The sequence below is a fragment of the Acinetobacter sp. COS3 genome, from assembly GCF_000475335.1.
Lineage (GTDB): Bacteria > Pseudomonadota > Gammaproteobacteria > Pseudomonadales > Moraxellaceae > Acinetobacter > Acinetobacter venetianus.
This window is the reverse complement of the sequence record NZ_AXCD01000006.1, coordinates 16,324-37,487: the sequence shown is the minus strand read 5'-3', so window position 1 is coordinate 37,487 and position 21,164 is coordinate 16,324. Positions and strand designations below refer to the sequence as shown.

Genomic DNA, 21,164 nt, shown 5'->3' with positions numbered 1-21,164 from the left:
TTATGACTTTGGCTACTCCTATCACGGTGATTCGTGGTCGCTTCTTAGATATTCAAAACACTGTTTCTCAAGCCGCAGAAATTACCGATCAAGTTCGCTATCTCGAAGATGGTATCATGATCACTGAACAAGGTAAGATTCGTTGGTTTGGCGCTTGGGAAGATGCTCAGTCTGAACTACCTACAAACGTTGAAATTCAGCATTATCCAGATCAATTGATCATTCCTGGCATGATTGATACGCATATCCATTTTCCACAAACTGAAATGGTCGGTGCATACGGCGAACAGCTGCTCAGTTGGTTAAATACATATACCTTTCCAACAGAAATCCAATTTCAAGACAAAGCTTATGCGCAAGAAATCGCTAAATTCTTTGTGAATGAATTACTCAAAAATGGAACAACAACCGCACTGGTATTCTGTACGGTTCATCCAGAATCAGTCGATGCCCTGTTTGAAGCTGCACAACAGCACCAAATGCGTTTAATCGCAGGTAAAGTAATGATGGATCGTCATGCACCTGAAGCGCTGTGTGACACCGCAGCAAGCGCTTACGACGACTCTAAAGCGCTGATTGAGAAGTGGCATGGTCAAGGTCGTGCCTTGTATGCAATTACACCTCGTTTTGCACCGACCTCAACCCCAGAACAACTCGAAAAAGCAGGGCAGCTCAAAGCACAATTCCCAGATGTCTATGTGCACACCCATTTAAGTGAAAATAAAGATGAAATCGCTTGGGTGAAAGATTTATTCCCCGAACAAAAAGGCTATCTTGATGTCTATCACCATTATGGCTTAACTGGACAACGTTCGGTCTTCGCACATTGCGTTCATTTGGAAGATGCTGAATGGCAGTGCATGCATGATACGGACTCAGCAATCGCATTCTGTCCGACCTCAAACTTGTTCTTAGGCAGTGGCTTATTTCCATTGAAAAAGACTTGGGAGCAAAAAGTTAAAGTTGGCTTGGGTACAGATATTGGGGCAGGGACGTCTTTCAGTCTCCTACAAACGGTAAATGAGGCTTATAAAGTCCAGCAACTGCAAGGGGACAAACTCTCTGCTTTTGAATCCTTATATCATGCCACTTTAGGTGGCGCGAAAGCCTTAGACTTAGATGATAAGTTAGGGAACTTTAATATCGGTAAAGAAGCTGATTTTGTAGTGCTCAACCTCAAAGCAACAGCTTTGCAACAACTGCGTCAGTCACGCTCAAAGTCGATTGATGATAGCTTATTTGCACTATTTACCATGGGTGATGACCGTAATATTGAGGCAACTTATATTTATGGACAAAAAGCATATAGTGCCAACTAAACAAACGTCCAAACAAAGACTTGAGTGGGTGTTGTTGGTTTTAGGCTGTGCTGTTCTTTTGAAACGTGACAGCCGTCAGCCGAAAAATGATACATTTTCTGCACCATCAAAAGGTGCATGAAGTGTGATTTTGTTTTAGAATTCTCACATTAACTCAAGATTTCGAGGTGTTGCTGGTCAACACCTTTTTTATTTTTCCTGTTTTTAAGTTTTAGGACTCTATCGATGACTGTTGCAATGCGCGTAATGATTTCCAGTGAAGAGATCCAAGCCAAAGTGAAAGAACTCGGCGATAAAATCAACGCACACTATGCTCAAAGTGATAAAGAACTGGTATTGATTGGCTTATTGCGTGGTTCAGTCATTTTCATGGCAGATTTGTGTCGTGCCATTGAAAAACCACATGAACTCGATTTTATGACTGTATCTAGCTATGTAAACGGTACAACTGTTTCTTCACGTGATGTTAAAATTTTAAAAGATCTTGATGGTCAAATTCGAGGTAAAGATGTTCTCGTCGTTGAAGATATTATCGATTCAGGACGGACATTAAGTAAAGTGATGGAAATTCTGCAAACCCGTAATCCAAATTCAATTGAATTATGTACCTTGGTCAGCAAACCATCACGCCGTGAAATTAATTTAGATGTAAAATTTCTTGGTTTTGAAGTTGAAGACCGCTTTATCGTTGGTTATGGCCTCGACTTTGATCAAAAATATCGTCATCTACCATTTATTGGTGAGATTGGTCTTTGAGGGCTTTTGACATCTCTCGCAAATTGAATCTTTAAATAAATTTTTGGGGTTTATATTTTGCTAAGATGTCAGTTGTAATCAAGGTGCTGCAAAGCACCTTTTTTTGTTGGAAAAGTTATTTAACTTGACTCAAGTTGCACAAAAATACGACATAAGTGGAAAATCCACTACAGACAAAAGTAAGCTCTATCAAGCAGGATAACAATAAATACCATTGTGAAAACAAGGAGAAAAGACAATGTGGTCTCTAATTGTGGCAATTGTAGTTGGTTTTTTTGCGGGCTTAATTGCACGTGCTTTACATCCTGGAGATGATAAAGCAGGCTTCATCGTTACAACCTTATTAGGGATAGCAGGTTCCTTACTTGCCACCTACGGCGGTCGATTACTCGGTTTATATGCAGAGAATTCAGCGGCTGGTTTTATTGCGTCAGTCATCGGTGCCGTTATTATTCTATTTATCTACAATCTTGTGACCAAGAAAAGTTAATCTCAGGTTAAAACTCCCAATTCATCGTTAATCAATGAATTGGGAGAATTTCTATAATTCTAATTCTTTCCAAATCATTTGGATTTCTTCGGCACTACGACCACCGACCATTTTTAAGCCATTGCCAAAAATTAAGGTTGGTGTGCCTTGTACCCCCAATTTACGACCTAACTCTAAGTTACGATCAATTGGATTTGCACAAGTTTTGGCTTTGGGCTGAACATTTTTTTGCAATAGATTCTTCCATGCATATGCAGGATTTGCTTCACACCAAACTTGTTTAGACACGGCAATTGACTGTGTTTTTAATGGATAAATGAAGGTGTAAATAGTGACATCATTTAGCTTATCTAGCTCTGCCTCTAGTTTTTTACAATACGGGCAATTAGGGTCAGAGAAAATTGCCAATTGTCTTTTGCCATTGCCTTTCACTGTTTTAATGGCATCTTTGAGAGGAAGTTGCTTCCAATCAATTGAATTCTGCTTTAACACTAAATCTTTAGTCAGATTCTTTTGATCTTTAAGACGAACCATTGATCCGATGAACATATGCTCGGCATTTTCATCTAAATAAATGATCTGATTATCGAGATTGGCACTATATAAACCAGACATTTCAGTAGGCTGAATATTGGTAACTTGAATATTGGGATATTGTTTACTCAAATTGCTTTTTAATGTTTCCACATTTGCAAAGCTGAAAGCAGAGACGCAGCCTAACAGTGAAAAAATCCCAATTTTCTTTAACATGACGCAAACTCAATTTTAAAATCAGCGGCTATTGTAATCACTCTGATTTATTGAGACTGCAAAGCTTACGGAGTCACAACCAAAATCAAACCAATCGCCCCATGTTTCACGTGGAACGTTCTATTCATTTCAATCAATTTGATGGAGTTCTCAAGTTAAAGCATATTTTAAGTAAAAAGCTGAAAATTTTTATCACATCACATTGAAATTATTAATATAAATTTAAAACCAAGTAGATCGTAGAGTTGATCTTTGGAATAATCTCATCGAAATTAAATCATCTCTCTAAACCAAAGATTCATAGCAGCGTAATCGCCAATTTTGTCATATTGCGCTGCTTCATTTTTAAGAAACAAGGATATGTTCTCTTAAATCTGTGTTTTTAGTTTCATCCGACTTGATTGCAATTCTAAATGCTTTAAAAAATCTAGGTATATCAATGTACAATGCTGAATTATTAGAAGAAGCCAAAACCTTTATGTTCCATATGCTCACTAAAGTTGTGGAATATGGTGGCTCTGATTTATTTATAACCGCTGATTTTCCACCGAGTATTAAATTACAAGGTCTAATGCGACCTTTGGGACAGCAGGCTCTAACAGCTGATAAAACCAAATTATTTGCTTATAGTTTAATGAATGAAAAACAGAGACAAGAATTTGAAAATGAATGGGAATGTAATTTCGCCATTAATGTTCCCAATGTTTCACGTTTTCGCGTCAATGTATTCAAACAACAACTTCAAATCGGGATGGTCATTCGTACCATTACCTCTGAAATTCCAACCTTTCAAAAACTAAAACTACCAGAATCACTTAAAAATGTGATCATGGAAAAGCGTGGTTTAGTGTTGGTCGTTGGCGGTACTGGCTCAGGTAAGTCAACTTCTTTAGCAGCCATGATTGATCATCGCAATGAGAATTCAGCAGGTCATATCATCACCGTTGAAGACCCTGTGGAATATGTACACAAACACAAAAAATCGATGATTACGCATCGTGAGGTTGGCGTTGATTGCCACTCATGGCATCACGCTTTGAAAAATACCTTACGCCAAGCGCCTGATGTCATTCTGATTGGAGAGATCCGCGATACTGAAACCATGGAACATGCGATTGCTTTTGCGGAAACAGGACATCTCTGTTTAGGGACTTTACACGCAAATAATGCCAACCAAGCCTTAGACCGTATTATTAACTTCTTCCCAGAAGAGCGCCGTAATCAATTGCTGATGGATTTATCATCCAATATGAAAGCCATTATTTCACAGCGCTTAGTTCGTACTGAGGATGGCAAAGGTCGTCGTGCAGCAATTGAAATTCTACTCAATACCCCATTGATTGCAGATAATATTCTAAAAGGACAATTCCATGTGCTTAAAGAAATTATGAGCAAATCACGTGAATTGGGTATGCAAACGTTTGATCAGGCCTTGTTTGATCTCTATAACGAAGGTGCGATTAGCTATGACGAGGCGTTGCGAAATGCAGATTCAGTCAATGAATTACGCTTACAAATCAAATTGAAAAGTAACCGCCAAGAGGGTGTACCTGTCGCTGCAACTGCACTCAACATGGTAAAGGAAGAAGAAAAAGCTGAAGAACAAGAGGAAGCTTAAATATAAAAAAGCGTAGGTTTGAATAAAATCTACGCTTTTTTCATAATTTTAAAATTTATTTACCAATACAGAATGTAATTTAATTAATAAAATATTTTAATAACAACAACTTATATTTTTAATTTACCAACTGAGACTAATATGAGACTAATTTTGCTGATACTAGGGCAATTAAAGTGCTTTTTGATGAAACATGACTTGAATACTTACACCCTAAAAAGACTATAAGGGGGAGTCAAAAAGTTAAAGCCTTTTTCTGAAAATGACCGCCCCTCTAAGAACTTTTTTACGTGCGCGAAATTAAAAATTAAATGGGTTGATGTAGGTAGACGGAATAGGAAATTATTAAAATGGTCTAAAGCCTTGCTGTGCATAGGTTGGCATGTGTTTTTATACTCTTTTACTGCTGTAATCCGTCAACCTAAATATATCTGCTGTGTACAACAAAAATTATGGTGGCTTGTATCGGTAATCAAGCAAGTTTTGCTTTACGTAGCTTTACAAAGGCAGGGTTTATTAAAATCCATGTATCCCTTATAGGGCATAGTTTTGAATGGGTATTTATATGTGTTTTCGCCATTCACTTGTATAGAATATTTAAGGTGATTTAGTGATACGTACTGATACAAGATTATCCAGTATCACTAAATAAGGGATTATCCCTCATTTGAGCTACCACCAATTCCATGATGCCCGAACAAAGCCTCTCCTCTCACAACATAAGGGGGGTATTTCAAAGTTTTTAGAAATTTTAAAAACGGACACCGCCCTCTATCTCACTTATAAAAAAATTCCCATTTCAGAAAAAGTTAAAGCACAAAGTTAAAATAAAGTTAAAGCACCAAAACCTTATAAAGCCTTATGTTTAAGGACTTATAAGCAGCTAGGGATAAGTTAAAAGTTAAAATTTGATGTTAAAAAAGTTAAAGGGATGTTAATCCTCCTCCAATTAAGTAAACACCATTTAATCCCTATGGGACGCATCTAGTAATATATCTGTGTCTTTTTGAGTGGGACGTGTGGGACTTTTGGGACATGCATAGATAAAGTGTTGATTGTATATAAAAAATATACGTCCCACTCTATAAGAAAGTTGCCCCATTTATTGAATTATCACTTGGGACACAATGGGACGCATACCAGACAACGTCCCACACGTCCCATCTATGTCCCACATATAAAAACTATATAATTTAATTAATGGGACGTTGTAATATCTATATATAACAGTGCATTACATTTAAAAATATTAATAACGTCCCACACGTCCCATCATAAAAAGACTATTTCAGGATTCATCATCAAAGCTGTGGATTGCGTCTGCCTTAAAATGCATCATTCTAGGACGACTGCCATCGGGTAATTTTCCGCCCATGCGCTTTACCACTCGGTCATCTTCACCCAGTACAAGCCATCCATTTGCTTTAAGCACCTTTTTGGCGTTGGCTTCACTGATACCGATGCACATCTCTTGTTTAAACATGGTGCTTGATACAAGGTAAATACGCTCGTCAGGGTCATAGTAACCAACACGGTTATGAATACGTGGTCTAATTACTTCGCCGTCAGGATGTCGGATAACAGTCAGATTTTCAAAACGACTTGTCCCATGTGCTTCAAAGAATGCTTTGAAATGCTCCAGTATTTTAGTTTCTTCGATATTTTCGCCGTTGCCTAGTGTGCCTAGCCATGTATTAAAACATTGCCCTACAGCTTCAAAACAGCGTCCTTGCTGCCATCCTGTGATGCCTGCCTGTGTTGCTAATTCACCTGCAACCGCCACCAATGCAAAACGGCGTAATACTCGCACCGCTTGGCTGTTTTTGGTGGCATGTTTGGCTGTGAAGTCATCGAGCATGGTTTGAGCTTGCAAGATCAATTCATCTTTATTGGCGGTTAGATACTCAAGCCATTTGATGCCTGCATGTCCGTAGTGTTTAGTTGATAGCTCATTGATACGATTGCCGACATCACTGGAACTATTGCCATAATTAATACATTCAAATACGCCGTAGCCTTTGCCTGCATCACTCGGGAGGTGGGCGAAGCGCAATAATAGCCCTGCATCCATTTCGATACCGTCACGTCTTAAATGATCTTCTAAGGCAATTTCACCTGTAGAGGTGTACATTAAATTGAATTGCTTATTTTCTCTATTTCTGCCTGATTTGCTGCCCCTTGCTTTACCTTGTGCGCCTGTCAGCATATACACAATATCCGACACGGCTTTTGGAACTGCCTGCCGTAGTTCATCGAGATTGAGATAGTTATCATTGCGGAGTTCAGCATCATTTTCCAAAGCGTTGTCAGTGGTTCGCCATGATTTTGATACGTCTTTAGGCTTGCCCCATACGCTACAAGCTGCCTTTGTAATGGTACTTTTACCATCAGTGGATGTGCCGTAGATATGAAATCCACCGCTTTCTATATCTAATGGTGTTATCAATTGCCCTGAAAATGCACATGCAAAGGACAGAACGGCAAGGGCATGAGGTTCGATCAATCGGCTTAATTCTTGCCATCCCTCAAGCGTTCCCATAGTGCCGTAGGGGTCTTTCATCTCGCTATTGAATAGCAGTTGTTCATCGTCTTGGTTGCCATAGGTGCGGTTGGTAGTGACAAAACTATTGCCATACCATCCAGTCCGATCTACACAACGAAATCGCTTCTCTATGGGGTAATCCTGTAGATAGTTGATAAAAACATTCTTTTTATGGGTCTGACGTGGTGGCATTAATCCATGACTGGCAATCAGCTTTAAAGCGTCTTGAGCTTCACCCATGAAATGCTCATAGGGGATGATTAAAGTGTGTAATGTACGGTCTTTGTCGTGAAATTGAATGACTCTTTTCCAGTTGTCATTTTTTAGGCTTCGGGCTTCTCCCAAAATAATCAAAGCATTTGAAATCAGGATTTTACTTTGCTTGGTTTCGCCGTTCTCGTCCTGTTTTTCTTTGATCTGATATAAGCCACTTTCAAGGATATGCAGCCATGAGCCATCATCCATTTTAAACGGTTTGGCTATATGTCCTTTCGGCGGTGTTTTGGTTTGATCAATCGCTGTTTTAATCATGCCGTCCAGTTCATCCTGTGGCATCATCAAATCAGGCGGTTCGGGAATAAATGCCATTTTGACATCAAGGTCAGTGTAACGGCGTTGAATATCATCCTTTTGATGTACAGGAGCTATCACACATAGATCAGAATGTGCCTGCATCAATGCCTTGAGGGTATAAGCATTGATCTTGTCTGATTGATACGGTGCATAGACTGGATACGCCGTTTTCATGGCAAGATTAGGGTCATCAGTCACAATCAAAGGTAATTCATTCAATTTTGAGCGATTGAAATACAAGCAACCATGACCGAACACAATATCCTTGAATCCCTCAATCGTTGGATTGGTAAATACTGCTCCAGTTGGTTGTAGGTTTTCGTCAAAAAGATCAAAAACTGCCAAGCCATATAGAGCATCATCATTTGATTCACCGTACTGGGTGGCGTTATCAATGACTGAACGGCGGATTTCTACAGGACAACCGCCCATTATTCTAACCATTGCACCATATAGCTGATTATTGTTAAATAATGGGGCTGTATATTCTTCAAGTGCTTCAACAATTGAATGACTTGCATCATCGCCCACTCGCTCAAGTGGGCTTTGTTGTTTTTGAGGGGTAGCATTTGAAATGCCACCCTCAAACATATCGGGTGTGGTGTCCCATGAGGGTTTTATATTCATTTGTCGCCCCCTTGAGCTTTCCATTCTTTTTCGTATTGTTTTGCTGTTTCTACATGATAGGCAAGACGTTCTTCGGCAAGGTATGAGTACATACCTAAAACAGTTTGCAATTCATCAAGATAGATTGAATGTACACCGTTTTCTTGTAGGTTTTTGCTTAGGTTTAGGAAGTCACGGCGAATACGCTCAATAGCGGTATGCATCCAATTCATATCATATTCAGCTAATGATTGAATGTCATACATATCACCTGCATCATAGGTTTTAGGTGTATTTTGATTTTCTAAAGGCGTGTTTGATTTAGGCATGAGTATGCGCTCCTGAATTAATTAAAGGAGCTTTGCCAATTACGACCAAGTAATTTAGGTGGCAAAGCTGAAAAGGGTTGGTCGACCAGTAATTCAGGTAACTGGCACACGTAAACGTGTCCCTCCACAGCTTCGCCATAACATGCGAACGCATAGAGAAATTACACATACAAAAAAAGCCCATTGAGCGGACTGTATGCGCTGAATATTCGTAGCCGACCAAAGCTAACCTTGAGATTTTGCTCAAAGCAAAGAAACTATAACGGCGTATAGCGGTGAGTGCAAGGGGAGGTAGCGAAAACGTGACTAAACATGACACCACAACAAGATTGCAACAAGGTTTTATTGGAATCTGTATAGGGTCAGATTTTAAATCTGTGCCTTTGAATAACTCAGGGTGTACAGTTTTATTCATGGTGTACCCCCTCAAAAGTCATCTGAATATTTGCCTTACAGGTATTAATTCTCAAAGCATTTAAACGTTTTTCATGTTTACGGCGGTGCATCCCATGACTATGAAATGTGCCTTTTTCCTTTGATACTTTTTCTTGCATACATAAGCGGTTTAATTCATCAAAAGCGGTTTGCCGTGCTGAATAAGTGCCTGTCTTTCTCAGTGACGGTAACACCTCTGAAAATACCCAGTTTTGGAAATTGAGGGCTTCGGGTTTGTTTGATCTGAAAATGACACGGTAGAGATTCGGTTCATTGATAAAGATCAGTTCTTGTTTACCGCCATTGGTTGAAACACTTATTTTCTGTACACCAATAGGGTCTAATGCGCCATGTCGTTTAGGGGTTTCGTTTTTAACGTACCCCCTTTGAATCTGTAGTAAATCGGACGACCTAGAAATATTTAAAATCTTACATACATCAGCCAAACAAAATAAAGGCTCGCCGTTGTCATCTAAAACAATACGAACGGAACTGGATTTAAAATCGAAATGGGTTACGGCGTTCATGCTTTAAACTCCCCAATTAATTCATATCGTGCGTGTGTTCCTTTGCTGTTCAGGTTCTTTTCGTTATGGGTCACGATTTCAAAACCTTGCTTTCTTAATCGGTCAATTACAGCCGAAAGGCGGTAGCAGTCGCATAGCTCAATGGCTTCGGCTTGGCTCAAGGTTTTGCCTTGTTTGAGATAATCTAGGATGACAGTTTGATGGTTCATGGTTATGCCTCCATCACTGCATTAGTAGCTTTATGCTGTGCAATACGATTGGCAATCCACTGATCAACCTCTGATTCAATCCAAGCGACACGGCGTTCAGATAGATTTAAACACTCGGGAAATTCGCCATTTTTCATCATGGCGTAAATAGATGATGCGCCCAATCCTGTTTTAGTTTGCACCTCTTTACGGCGAATTAAGCGTTGGTTTTCGATTTGTTGATTTTTAGATGTAGTCATCTAAACGTACCTCTTTAGAGATTCGCCTAGACACAAAATGGGAAAGGAAAGTTTAAAAATGTAAACTAGTTAAAGCTAATTATTATCAGACAGATAAAGCTATTCAATAGGTTCAGTGGTAAACAACCTGTTAGCTTTTCCTAACACAAAATGTTTACTTTAAACCAAAGGTTCACTATAGTTCTACCTATAGGGTAAGCTCGCTTGCCCATATCGGAGTTCCGATAAAACTTGTCTTTTAACCGTTTCGCATTTCTAAAAGTTCCTAAAATTCTGTGTCTTGTCAGGACGAAATTTAATTTAAGAGCTTCAACATTTGCATCACAGTTTTAAGACACGACACTTAGAACGCCAATTCCTTGTGTCATCCAAAGAGTTAAGAACGCCAATTCTTAACTCTTTTTTATTGTCCGCTTTCTGCATAGCAAAGGCTTAGACTCAACGATTGTTTAAATAGTTAAGGTTGTAGGTGCATTAATTAGGGAGTAGGTCAGTATTCAATATTTCACTCATCAGTTTGATCTATCAATTTAACTTTGCCCCAATCTTTTAGGCTGTACTTTCAAACTTCACTATCTATATTCATTTATTGCCACCACTTGAATTTGTTACAACTCAATGAATGAGACAACTATGCAAGAATTAGATAAAAATGTCTACTTCTCAGTCTGCTAAGAGCGTTAAAAGTTGTCGTCCATAATCATCAATTCACTATTTCATACAATTAATACACCCATATTCCCACCCATATTCCCACCCATATCCACTACCTAGTATCTCTTTGACTTCATTAAATAAGCTATAATAAAAATATAAGTAAACTTATATAAGTTGTTCACTTTAATGAACATTTTATTAATTTTAGTTAATTATAATTAGTCAAAATTCATGTTCAAACGATTACAACTCGTTACAAATATATCCAGTTTTTAGGGCTTTTTCTCAATCTGTGGCGACTGTGATTGTTGCTCTAAACGCTTCATGGCTGGGGATTTACTCATACTTGCTCTTAAAGTTTTCTCCAATTCTTTTAACATGGTCAGGCGTTCACTCTGTGGGTAGCCTTGATTGATCAACAAAGAGTTCTGTAGCTCCAAGTTGGCAATAATGGCGTTATCCAATACTGTGGCATGGTCTCTCTGATTTCCTTTTAGACTGGGGTTCTGTTGCTGCCATTCCTTATGCGTTTTCCCAAACATCACCACATTAAATAAATCAGCTTCACTCGCATAAATAAAACCATGCTGTGATGCTGGCACATTGGTTAATAGGTTCATCTGCACGGCATCGGTATGAACATGATAATTGACCTTTGCCAATTCTCTTTTAACTTGCCATTCAATTGAGTTTTGCTGTGACTCTTGTTCTTTAAGGCGTTGGAACTCCTTAATCAGGTATAATTTGAATTGTGGGCTAATCCATAAACCAAACTCGAAAGCTATGTCTTTATGGGCGTATGTACCACCATAACGCCCAGCCTTAGCAATTAAGCTAACAATATTTGCTCGTTCTATCAGTTCTTTAACACTAACTTTAAAGCCATTTAAGCCAGCATTACTTTTAATTATGGCGAATTCGCCATAATTAAAATTTGGATTGTTTATTTCTTCCCAAACTCCAATAAATTCAAGAGTATTTCTATTTCTTACCCAATCAGAAATAAAAAAATCTCCATCTTTAGCCTTTACCATATCCGTAAGGCTTATATAGTCTTCATCATTTACTGTGGATACCGCAATACTAATTTCATTCACTGAAATTGTTCTATTCTTACTTTGTGCCACTTTTATGACTCCAGTTCTATATACTGTTGAACTATTCGAAAATTCCGAATAGTTGAATTTTGATCAAATTTTTAACTGCTTTTACGCTGTTTTACTTCATTAAAAAATATGAGATTCGGCTCATAGATTAGACTAAAAACAAAGTCGCTCCATTTCTGCATCATCTTGATTCGCTCATTGGCATACTCTGCTTTGTTATATACGCCACGCACGCCAGTTGCCGTATGGTTTAAGCATTTCTCAATGGCATCACGGTTAAAGCCTTGCTCGTTTAAATGGGTGCTTGCTGTACGGCGTAGATCGTGAATGGTGAAGTTTGGAATATCTGTTAAGGCTAGGGCGTTCTTTTGCGCCGTATTAAAAGCATTATGGCTAATGTGTGTGCCACGTTTACGCCCAACAAAGACATAAGGCTCATCGCCTGCAATTGTCTTTAACTCTTTGAGTATTTCGACAACTTGATTAGACATATATACAAGCATTTCACGGCTATGACCTGTTTTACTGTCCGCTTTAGTCTCAGGAATCAACCATATTTTTTGATCAAAGTTAATATGCTCCCATTTCGCTGCAAGTAATTCAGATTTACGCAACAAGGTTAGCAATGACAGCAACAAGCCCAATTTACGTGACTTATAGATACGTGAATCGAGTAGAGTAGTGTAGTAGGTTCGGATTTCTCCAGTAGACAGATAGCGGTCTCTAGGTTTTGCTTTGAATACATGACGTGTTGGAATTGCCATTACTGGATTATGTGGAACTAATCCAAGTGTTACAGCATAGTCAAACATTCGTTTAAGTAGTCCCCTTACTTGATTGGCTGCTGCATCATAGCCCTGTTCTTTTTTACGCCATATTGTGCGCCGTATCTCCTCTATACCAATGTCTTTCATGGCGATATGCCCAAGCATGGGATAAATATCATTATTGAGATACATCAGCATTGATTCAGGATTTGCACGGTCTTTTAGTATCACTTCTTTGATGTACCGTTCGCCGTAGTCTTGGAATAGTATTGTTTCAAGCTGTCCTTGTTGTTCTTTGATTTTTTGTTGCTGTAGGGAAATACCTTTAGCAGCTTGGCTTGCTGCTTCATCTCTTACCTGTCTTGCATCTTTTAACGATAAATCGGGATAGCGTCCCAGTGTGAGCTTTTCTTGCTTACCGTTAAAAGTATAGCGATATGCCCATGTTTTCCGCCCAGTTGGTCTAATCTCTAGGAATAATCCATTATTCGTCTTGTCCTTTGCTGTGTAGACTTTTTCCAGTGGTTTCAGGTTTAGAACTTCTCGATCTGTACCAAAGGTATAACCGTTCTCAGTGGGCATATTTTTAGTCTCAAAATTCTTTTAATCGTAATCTCAATCAAAAAATACTAAATTGAGACTAAAAAAAGCATAGCACTGTATGAATATATTGAACACTATTGAATAACTCACAGGCATTAAAAAAGCACTAAGCTATTATAACTTAATGCTTTATATATTATATTTAGAATCTATTAGAACTTATTGAACAATATTAAAAAATTAGATTACTTTCCAATACAAAAAGAACCAAAAATCTTACCTAATAGATCATCAGCACTAAAATCACCCGTAATTTCGCCCAAGGCATTTTGTGCCAAACGCAATGATTCAGCGACCAACTCACCCGCATTAAAGACCACAAGTTGCTCACGTGCTTCTGAGAGATAGCGCTGAGTACGCTTCATTGCGTCTAAATGACGAGTTCTCGCAATAAAGGTGTCTTCCTCAGGCTGAAAGCCTGCATGCGCTGTAATCGCATCTATAAGCGCCTGAACACCCATATCCTGTTTGGCAGACACGCTGATATGACGGAAGCCCTGATAATCACTTAAAGTCGCATCCTGACCCGTTAAATCGCATTTATTGCCAATTAACAGTAAACGCTTCGGCTCAAGATGATCGGCAAAATATTCACGTGCTAGCTGTAACGGCTCATCGCCTTGATTTAAATCATAAACCAGTAGTAATAAATCCGCCTGTTCAATTTCCTTAATTGCACGACGAATCCCTTCTTGTTCGACAATATCACCTGTTTCACGTAAACCAGCGGTATCCGTTAAAGTAATTGGCAAACCATTCAAACTGATTTTTTCATGCAACACATCTCGAGTCGTTCCCGCAATATCCGTCACAATCGCACGCTCATGCCCTGCAAGTGCGTTTAACAGACTCGATTTACCCGCATTTGGCTTACCCGCAATCACGACCTGTAAACCCTCACGTAACAGCTGTCCTTGACGTGCAGATTGCTGTACCGCTTTAACCGACTCTTGTACATCATCCAATAGCGCTAAAATCTTACCATCCGCAAGGAAATCAATTTCTTCTTCTGGAAAATCAATTGCGGCTTCAACATGCAAACGCAAGTGAATCAGCTTTTCTAAAACTGTATTAATTCTGGTTGAAAATGCACCTTGTAATGAACGAACCGCAGAACGTGCTGCGGCCTGTGAGGTGGCATCAATCAAATCGGCGATCGCTTCGGCTTGCACCAAATCCATCTTGCAATTTTCAAAAGCGCGCATGGAAAACTCACCCGCTTTTGCAGCAGTCGCGCCCAAATCGAGTAAACGTGCCAACAAAGCATTCTGGATGACTGGACCACCGTGCCCTTGCAACTCCACTACATCTTCACCTGTGAACGAATGAGGATTTGGAAAACAGAGCACAATCCCTTCGTCCATGACGGAACCATCGGCATCATAGAACTGACGAAAACCAGCCATACGTGCGGCAGGAAGACTTTTTTGCGCCAGTTGCGCTGCAATCGCATAGGCTTTTGGCCCAGACAGACGAATCACGCCCACACCACCACGACCTAAAGGGGTAGCAATCGCAGCAATTGTGGTTTGATGTTGCATGTTAAATTCACCTAGAAAAAGCAAGGATGATGTAATCAATCACCCTTAATACAGACAAAGAAAAATCCGCCTAAGATTACCATCTTAAGCGGATTTATTCAGTAAAAGTTCGAGATTAAGACGCTGACTCAACCTTGTTGAGACGGTCTTTTTCGACACCTTTGTTAATAAACCATTGTTGCAAAATGGTAATACTGTTGTTGACGATCCAGTAAAGCACTAAACCAGCAGGGAAGAACAACATAAATACCGTAAACATGATTGGCATGATACGGAATACTTTTGCCTGCATTGGATCAGTCGGTTGCGGGTTTAACATTTGCTGCACAAACATGGTCACACCCATGATCAACGGCAAGATAAACCATGGATCCATCGCAGATAAATCTTGAATCCAGCCTAACCAAGGTGCATGACGGAGTTCTACAGATTCCATCAATACCCAGTACAACGCTAAGAAGATTGGCATTTGTAACAGCAATGGCAAGCAACCAGACAATGGATTAACTTGCTCACGCTTATATAACGCCATCATTTCTTGAGAGAAGCGCATGCGGTCTTCACCAAATTCTTCTTTCATGCGCTGCATTTCAGGTGCAATCACACGCATTTTTGCCATCGAACGATAACTTTTCGAAGAAAGTGGCCATAAGATCGCTTTCACCAAGATCGTCAAGAAGATAATTGACCAACCCCAGTTACCAATGATGTTATGGAAGAATTGCAAGCCCAAGAATAAGAGTTTTGCAATTGGCCATAACCAACCATAATCCACAGTTTGGTTTAAACCAGCAGCTAAATCTTTAAGTTCAGATTGAATTTTTGGACCAGAATAAAGTTTCGCATCCACTTCCATTGATGTACCAGCAGGTACGTTAATCACTGGAGAAGTAAAGCCCATGATATTCATGCCATCAGCAGACTGACGTGACTCTAGTTTCGCAGTATAAGGCTGACCATTCGCTTGAGTAAGTTTTAAATCACCAGGAATCCACGCACTGACGAAATAGTGCTGAACCATCGCAACCCAGCCACCTTTGGCTTCAACATTCAACTTTTCATCGTTAAAATTCGCAAATTTCAACTTGTTATAATGTTCTTCAGGTGTCCCCCATGCCCCACCTAGGTAAGTACCTAAAGTGAAAATACCTTGCGAAGACTTGCCAGGGTCATCCGAATTATCACGTTTCAACTGACCAAACATTTGACCTTGCCAGTTTTGCTGGCTACGGTTAATCACCTGATGTTTGACCGTAATTGGATAATCACCTTGCGTGAACGTAAACGTCTTGATGACTTCAACGCCTTCAGGTGTTTTAAAAACCAATGGAACGGTTAAAACTTGACTGGTTTTCCCATCTTGAGCAGCAACACTTTTTGCATCAGCCAAGGTATAAGATGTTTTTTCCACATCATACATTGGACGACCATTACGGCTGCTATCTGGTCCATTTAAGCCAATTAAACCTGATTGAGCAACGTAAGTACGTTTCGCATCACTTTCAAGCATAACGAATGGTTTTTCGCTGTCTTTACTTTCGTCATGGCTTAACAATTCAATACGGACAATATCACCACCTTTCGGATTGATCCAAAGATGGTAAAGATCGGTTTTTACCGAAATCAATTGCTGAGTCACAGAAGGTGTTTCTGTGGCTTGCGATGTAGTCACATTTGCTTGTGGCAAGTCTGAAGCCGCTGTTGCATTTTGTGTATTTGGCAAATCTGCAGATACATCATGTGCAGTCACAACTGCCGCAGGTTGTTGCGGTGTTGTTTGCGCATGACCATAATCTTTTTGCCAAGCCAAAATTAGCAAATATGCGGTAACAAACATGGCTCCAAGAATTGCAAATCTGGCCCATTGTTGCATATCTATTATCCCAAATGATTAAAGAGATTTTGCTTGAATAAACGATCACGAAAGGGTACAGCAACGTGATGCTTTTGAGAATCTATTTGATGAAACGAAATAAAACGAAGTGCTTTTGGTGGCACAGGATCATATCCAGAACCGCCCCAAGGATGACAACGACAGACGCGTTTCGTTGATAGCCATACACCTTTTACTGCACCATGTGTTTGCAATGCTTCAATTGCATATTGTGAGCAAGTGGGAATATAGCGACAACGAGGACCCAATAATGGACTAATTGCGATTTGGTAACATCTGATCAACCAATGCAGTAAACGTACCATTAGAGATTCTCTAATTTTGGAGGGGTGCCACAACGACTTTAGAATGCTTCTTTGCTAAACGTTGTAATTTTTGCCAAGCAAAATCTAATTGTTGATGTAATTCTTTATTTGCGATTGCTTCTATACCAACTTTAGGCATCACTACAATATCGATATCAGCATTAAATTGCGCTTGATGTAAACGAAAGCTCTCTCGAGCAAGACGTTTTATTCGATTTCGCTCATGTGCACGACGCACCTTTTTTTTAGCAACGACAATACCCAAACGGCTTTTAGGCTGTTCGGTTAATTTTGCTAAAAATAGGAAATGGGGTTGATGCACTTTAAAAAGCGCACCATCAAATACGCTTTTATAATCTGCAGCACAACGAATACGAGATTCAGTGCCAAAACTGTAAAGTGTCATCACCCAAGTCTGGTCTACTTAACAGTAATTAAACAGTTAAGCTATGACGACCTTTCGCACGACGACGAGCTAAAACTTGACGACCAGCTTTAGTTGCCATACGAGCACGGAAACCATGAACGCGTTTACGCTTTAATTCAGATGGTTGGAAAGTACGTTTCATATCGAAACTCCCAAAATGATCTTTCTATAAAGGTCCGCGATTTTATTGTGCAATGTTTACGCTGTCAATGAAAAATCAAAAACTTTACATTTTGTTTGTGCTGTTTTGAACCAACTACAACTCTCTCATTTTCTATAATTTAAGTAGCAACAAAAAATATACACAAGCTATCTATTTAAATTATATCGCAATTCATTTATATTCACAGCCTATAAACATTGTTATCAACAACACACCTCTCAGTTTAAATTTATTTCTTGGATTTTGAATTTAAATTTCGATATGCTCAGTTATCCACAATTCGAATCATCCTTATAAGTAAATTCAAATTTTAAAATTTAAATTTATTCTTATTAGTGTGGATTTATTCTGTGGAAAGTTAACTTTTTTAAAAAATAAACATGCGTTTAGCTTGTGGATAATGGTGTTTTTATTGTCTTTATGGATTGTGGATAACTTGAAGTGCAAAACTATCCACAGCTTCTGCAAAAAGTTATGCACATGTGCTTTTAAATTTAAATTTATTAACGAATGTTTTATTTTTCAGCGAAAGTTCTATAAATTTGCCTGACAGATGTGGATAACTTGGTTAGAATGGCGACCCCTTTGAAAGATGAGGGTGCGTGGTTTTTATTTTTTGAATTTAAAAAATGGATAGATAGGGGATGCACATGCTTTGGACAGACTGCTTAACTCGCTTGCGACAAGAGCTCTCTGATAACGTCTTTGCAATGTGGATTCGTCCTTTGGTTGCTGAAGAGGTTGATGGTGTGATGCGTTTATATGCACCTAACCCTTATTGGACCCGCTATATTCAAGACAATCATTTAGAGTTAATTTCTATTCTTGCTGAACAACTTTCTGAAGGTCGCGTTCGTCAAGTCGAAATTTTGGTGGATTCTCGCCCAGGAACGATTTTGTCGTCTAATGAGCAACCTGCGACTACAACTGCCGCTCTAAGTTCAACACCGCCACCATCAATACAAACTAAAGCCAAAAAAGAACCTGATTTAGTCCAACCAAGTCAAAACGTCAGCAAAATTCCAAAGAAAAGACAGTTAAACCCATTGTTTACTTTTTCTTTGTTTGTCGAAGGTCGTTCCAACCAAATGGCTGCGGAAACTTGTCGCAAGGTGTTGACGCAACTGGGAGCATCTCAGCATAACCCTTTATTTTTATACGGTCCTACAGGTCTTGGTAAAACGCACTTAATGCAAGCCGTTGGTAATGCTTTATTACAAGCAAAACCAAATGCGCGTGTGATGTACATGACTTCAGAAAGTTTTGTTCAAGATTTTGTGAGTTCATTGCAAAAAGGAAAGGTTGAAGAATTTAAGAAAAATTGCCGTTCATTAGATTTATTATTGGTGGATGATATTCATTTACTCGCAGGAAAAGAAGCGAGTCTTGTTGAGTTTTTCTATACTTTCAATGCTTTACTTGATGAATCTAAGCAAATCATCTTAACATCAGACCGTTATCCAAAAGAACTCACCGAACTTGATCCGCGTCTGGTTTCTCGATTCTCTTGGGGGTTATCAGTTGGTGTTGAGCCACCAGATATTGAAACTCGTATCGAAATTTTATTAAAAAAAGCAGAAAATAGTGGTGTAGATTTACCTCGAAATTGTGCTTTGTTTATTGCTCAACAAGTGGTTGCGAACGTTCGTGAACTTGAAGGTGCTTTAAATAAAGTGGTTGCGATTTCACGTTTTAAAGGTACTGCGATTGATCTAGATGTGGTGCGTGAATCTTTAAAAGATGTTCTGGCGATTCGTGCACGAACGATTAGTGTTGAAAATATTCAGCGTGTGGTCAGCGAATATTTCCGTATTCCGCTGAAAGAGTTAACAGGGCCTAAACGAACTCGTATTTATGCGCGTCCACGTCAGTTGGCGATGGGTTTGGCTCGAGAATTAACAGGGGATAGTTTCCCTGAAATTGGTATGGCATTTGGTGGACGCGATCACAGTACGGTGATGCATGCCTGTGAAAAAGTAGTGAGCTTGCGGGAAGAAGATCCTATTTTTAATGAAGACTATAAAAATTTACTTCGCTTGTTACAAAGTTAATCTATTTTTCAGAGTTGCAAACTGCTTTTAAGTGCAGCATAGTACACTGCTAACATTCATATTCAGCTTCCGTTGTAAGAGGAAAAAATCGTGCGTTTGAAAATCGCTAAAGAAAGTTTACTCAATGTTCTATCACATGTGGTGGGGGCTGTTGAACGCCGTCATACTTTGAACATTCTTTCAAACGTAAAAATTCAAACTACGCAACAAGCTTTGACCATTACTGGTTCTGACTTGGAAGTTGAATTGGTTGCAAGTACAACTCTAGCAGAAGGTGCTTGCGTAGAAGCGGGTGAAACGACCGTACCTGCACGTAAGTTGGTTGAAATTTGTAAATCTCTTCCTACTGCGGCCTTGATTGATTTGCAGATTACAGAAGATCAGCGTTGTATTTTAAAATCGGGGAATAGCCGTTTTGTTTTAGGTACATTGCCTGCAGAAGATTATCCATTACTCACCACTGAAAACAGTCAGGGCACGCAAGTTCAAGTTACTCAACGTGAATTAAAACGTTTGTTTGAAAAAACAGCGTTTGCAATGGCGGTTCAGGATGTACGTTTTTATTTGACGGGTACATTGTTGGAAATTGATCAAAATCAATTGCGTACAGTAACGACAGATGGTCATCGTTTAGCTTTGTGTGAAGTATTGGCTTCATCAACTGCATCAGCTCCGATTCAAGCGATTGTTCCCCGTAAAGCGGTGGGTGAATTACAACGTTTACTTAGTATTGAAGATGAACAACTCACTTTATTAATTGGTCGTGAGTTGTTGAATGTCACGATTAATACCCCGAGCCGTGATAAAGAGCAGGGTGATATTGTTGTTCGTTTCACGACGAAATTGATCGATGGTAAATTCCCAGATTATCGCCGTGTCATTCCTAAAGGCGGGGATAAGCATGTATTTATCGCGCATGATCTCTTTAAGCAATCATTGCAACGTGTTGCGATTCTAAGTAATGAAAAATTACGTGGTGTTTTCTTAAACTTTAATCAAGATTCATTACAACTCCGCGCAAATAACCCTGAGCAAGACGAAGCGGTTGAAGATTTAGCGATCCAATATCAAGATGCACCATTAGAAATGTCATTTAATGCACAATATATCCTTGATGTTTTAAGTGTTTTAGATGGTGATGATGTGAAAATGAGCATGACTGAAGCCAATCAATCTGTGTTGGTTCAGGATCCAGCACATCCAGATCAAACTTATGTTGTGATGCCAATGCGAGTTTAATTTGTATTGATGATTCGA

Annotated in this window: 21 protein-coding genes; 7 read left to right on the top strand and 14 right to left on the bottom strand. The window is 39.2% G+C overall.

Going from position 1 to position 21,164, the window contains the following annotated elements:
* Nucleotides 1-2 precede the first annotated feature (2 nt).
* The 4 genes from guaD (at nt 3) to IO68_RS20680 (ending at nt 2,565) form a co-directional block, all read left to right on the top strand.
* Nucleotides 3-1,319 (top strand): guanine deaminase, encoded by a 1,317-nt coding sequence (gene guaD, locus IO68_RS20690; protein WP_023012780.1) that lies wholly within the window; start codon nt 3-5, stop codon nt 1,317-1,319.
* The gene (locus tag IO68_RS34275) at nt 1,309-1,440 is read left to right on the top strand and encodes a hypothetical protein (RefSeq protein WP_023012779.1); all 132 of its coding nucleotides are present in this window, start codon (nt 1,309-1,311) and stop codon (nt 1,438-1,440) included. The genes guaD and IO68_RS34275 overlap by 11 nt, the downstream gene beginning before the upstream one ends.
* 104 nt (nt 1,441-1,544) lie before the next feature.
* A complete protein-coding gene (hpt, locus tag IO68_RS20685; RefSeq protein ID WP_023012778.1) occupies nt 1,545-2,075 on the top strand; it encodes a hypoxanthine phosphoribosyltransferase in 531 nt (176 codons plus the stop codon).
* Between the two features lie 238 nt (nt 2,076-2,313).
* Nucleotides 2,314-2,565, top strand: a complete 252-nt coding sequence (locus IO68_RS20680; RefSeq protein ID WP_023012777.1) for a GlsB/YeaQ/YmgE family stress response membrane protein — start codon at nt 2,314-2,316, stop codon at nt 2,563-2,565.
* A 51-nt stretch (nt 2,566-2,616) separates the two neighbouring features.
* Here the strand turns inward: IO68_RS20680 and IO68_RS20675 are convergent, their stop codons facing one another.
* Nucleotides 2,617-3,315 (bottom strand): DsbC family protein, encoded by a 699-nt coding sequence (locus IO68_RS20675; RefSeq protein WP_004882231.1) that lies wholly within the window; start codon nt 3,313-3,315, stop codon nt 2,617-2,619.
* A 439-nt stretch (nt 3,316-3,754) separates the two neighbouring features.
* Here IO68_RS20675 and IO68_RS20670 point away from each other — a divergent pair, with 439 nt between their 5' ends.
* A complete protein-coding gene (locus IO68_RS20670; protein WP_004882232.1) occupies nt 3,755-4,933 on the top strand; it encodes a PilT/PilU family type 4a pilus ATPase in 1,179 nt (392 codons plus the stop codon).
* Between the two features lie 1,288 nt (nt 4,934-6,221).
* On the opposite strand, the gene IO68_RS20665 is transcribed toward IO68_RS20670, so the two are convergent.
* The 13 genes from IO68_RS20665 to rpmH all read right to left on the bottom strand — a co-directional run bounded on the left by IO68_RS20665 (nt 6,222) and on the right by rpmH (nt 17,835).
* Nucleotides 6,222-8,675 (bottom strand): DUF927 domain-containing protein, encoded by a 2,454-nt coding sequence (locus tag IO68_RS20665; protein WP_023012776.1) that lies wholly within the window; start codon nt 8,673-8,675, stop codon nt 6,222-6,224.
* Nucleotides 8,672-8,983, bottom strand: a complete 312-nt coding sequence (locus tag IO68_RS20660) for a hypothetical protein (protein WP_023012775.1) — start codon at nt 8,981-8,983, stop codon at nt 8,672-8,674. The genes IO68_RS20665 and IO68_RS20660 overlap by 4 nt, the downstream gene beginning before the upstream one ends.
* Entirely contained in the window at nt 8,976-9,254 is a 279-nt protein-coding gene (locus IO68_RS34105; RefSeq protein WP_075316548.1) for a hypothetical protein, read from the bottom strand. Before IO68_RS34105 ends, IO68_RS20660 begins: the two co-directional genes overlap by 8 nt.
* Before the next feature lie 136 nt (nt 9,255-9,390).
* Nucleotides 9,391-9,945 carry a Bro-N domain-containing protein gene (locus IO68_RS20655; RefSeq protein ID WP_023012774.1) on the bottom strand — a complete coding sequence of 185 codons (555 nt, stop codon included), beginning with the start codon at nt 9,943-9,945 and terminating at the stop codon, nt 9,391-9,393.
* Nucleotides 9,942-10,154, bottom strand: coding sequence for a helix-turn-helix domain-containing protein (locus tag IO68_RS20650; RefSeq protein WP_023012773.1), 213 nt, complete (start codon nt 10,152-10,154; stop codon nt 9,942-9,944). The genes IO68_RS20655 and IO68_RS20650 overlap by 4 nt, the downstream gene beginning before the upstream one ends.
* Nucleotides 10,155-10,156: 2 nt before the next feature.
* Nucleotides 10,157-10,393 carry a helix-turn-helix transcriptional regulator gene (locus IO68_RS20645; RefSeq protein WP_023012772.1) on the bottom strand — a complete coding sequence of 79 codons (237 nt, stop codon included), beginning with the start codon at nt 10,391-10,393 and terminating at the stop codon, nt 10,157-10,159.
* 929 nt (nt 10,394-11,322) lie between these two features.
* Entirely contained in the window at nt 11,323-12,177 is an 855-nt protein-coding gene (locus IO68_RS20640; protein ID WP_023012771.1) for a KilA-N domain-containing protein, read from the bottom strand.
* 71 nt (nt 12,178-12,248) lie between these two features.
* A complete protein-coding gene (locus IO68_RS20635) occupies nt 12,249-13,505 on the bottom strand; it encodes a tyrosine-type recombinase/integrase (protein ID WP_023012770.1) in 1,257 nt (418 codons plus the stop codon).
* Between the two features lie 206 nt (nt 13,506-13,711).
* Entirely contained in the window at nt 13,712-15,067 is a 1,356-nt protein-coding gene (mnmE, locus tag IO68_RS20630) for a tRNA uridine-5-carboxymethylaminomethyl(34) synthesis GTPase MnmE (protein ID WP_023012769.1), read from the bottom strand.
* Between the two features lie 115 nt (nt 15,068-15,182).
* Nucleotides 15,183-16,940 (bottom strand): membrane protein insertase YidC, encoded by a 1,758-nt coding sequence (yidC, locus tag IO68_RS20625; RefSeq protein ID WP_004882236.1) that lies wholly within the window; start codon nt 16,938-16,940, stop codon nt 15,183-15,185.
* A gap of 5 nt (nt 16,941-16,945) precedes the next feature.
* Nucleotides 16,946-17,266, bottom strand: coding sequence for a membrane protein insertion efficiency factor YidD (yidD, locus tag IO68_RS20620; protein WP_004882239.1), 321 nt, complete (start codon nt 17,264-17,266; stop codon nt 16,946-16,948).
* A 10-nt stretch (nt 17,267-17,276) separates the two neighbouring features.
* Nucleotides 17,277-17,672, bottom strand: a complete 396-nt coding sequence (rnpA, locus tag IO68_RS20615) for a ribonuclease P protein component (RefSeq protein ID WP_019385918.1) — start codon at nt 17,670-17,672, stop codon at nt 17,277-17,279.
* 28 nt (nt 17,673-17,700) lie between these two features.
* Nucleotides 17,701-17,835 carry a 50S ribosomal protein L34 gene (gene rpmH, locus IO68_RS20610; RefSeq protein ID WP_000831329.1) on the bottom strand — a complete coding sequence of 45 codons (135 nt, stop codon included), beginning with the start codon at nt 17,833-17,835 and terminating at the stop codon, nt 17,701-17,703.
* A 671-nt stretch (nt 17,836-18,506) separates the two neighbouring features.
* Here rpmH and dnaA point away from each other — a divergent pair.
* Both dnaA and dnaN read left to right on the top strand, forming a co-directional pair.
* On the top strand, nt 18,507-19,907 hold the full coding sequence (dnaA, locus tag IO68_RS20605; protein WP_004882244.1) for a chromosomal replication initiator protein DnaA: 1,401 nt from the start codon (nt 18,507-18,509) through the stop codon (nt 19,905-19,907).
* A 90-nt stretch (nt 19,908-19,997) separates the two neighbouring features.
* Nucleotides 19,998-21,146: a DNA polymerase III subunit beta gene (gene dnaN, locus IO68_RS20600; RefSeq protein WP_023012768.1), complete on the top strand. Its 1,149-nt coding sequence runs from the start codon at nt 19,998-20,000 to the stop codon at nt 21,144-21,146.
* Nucleotides 21,147-21,164 lie beyond the last annotated feature (18 nt).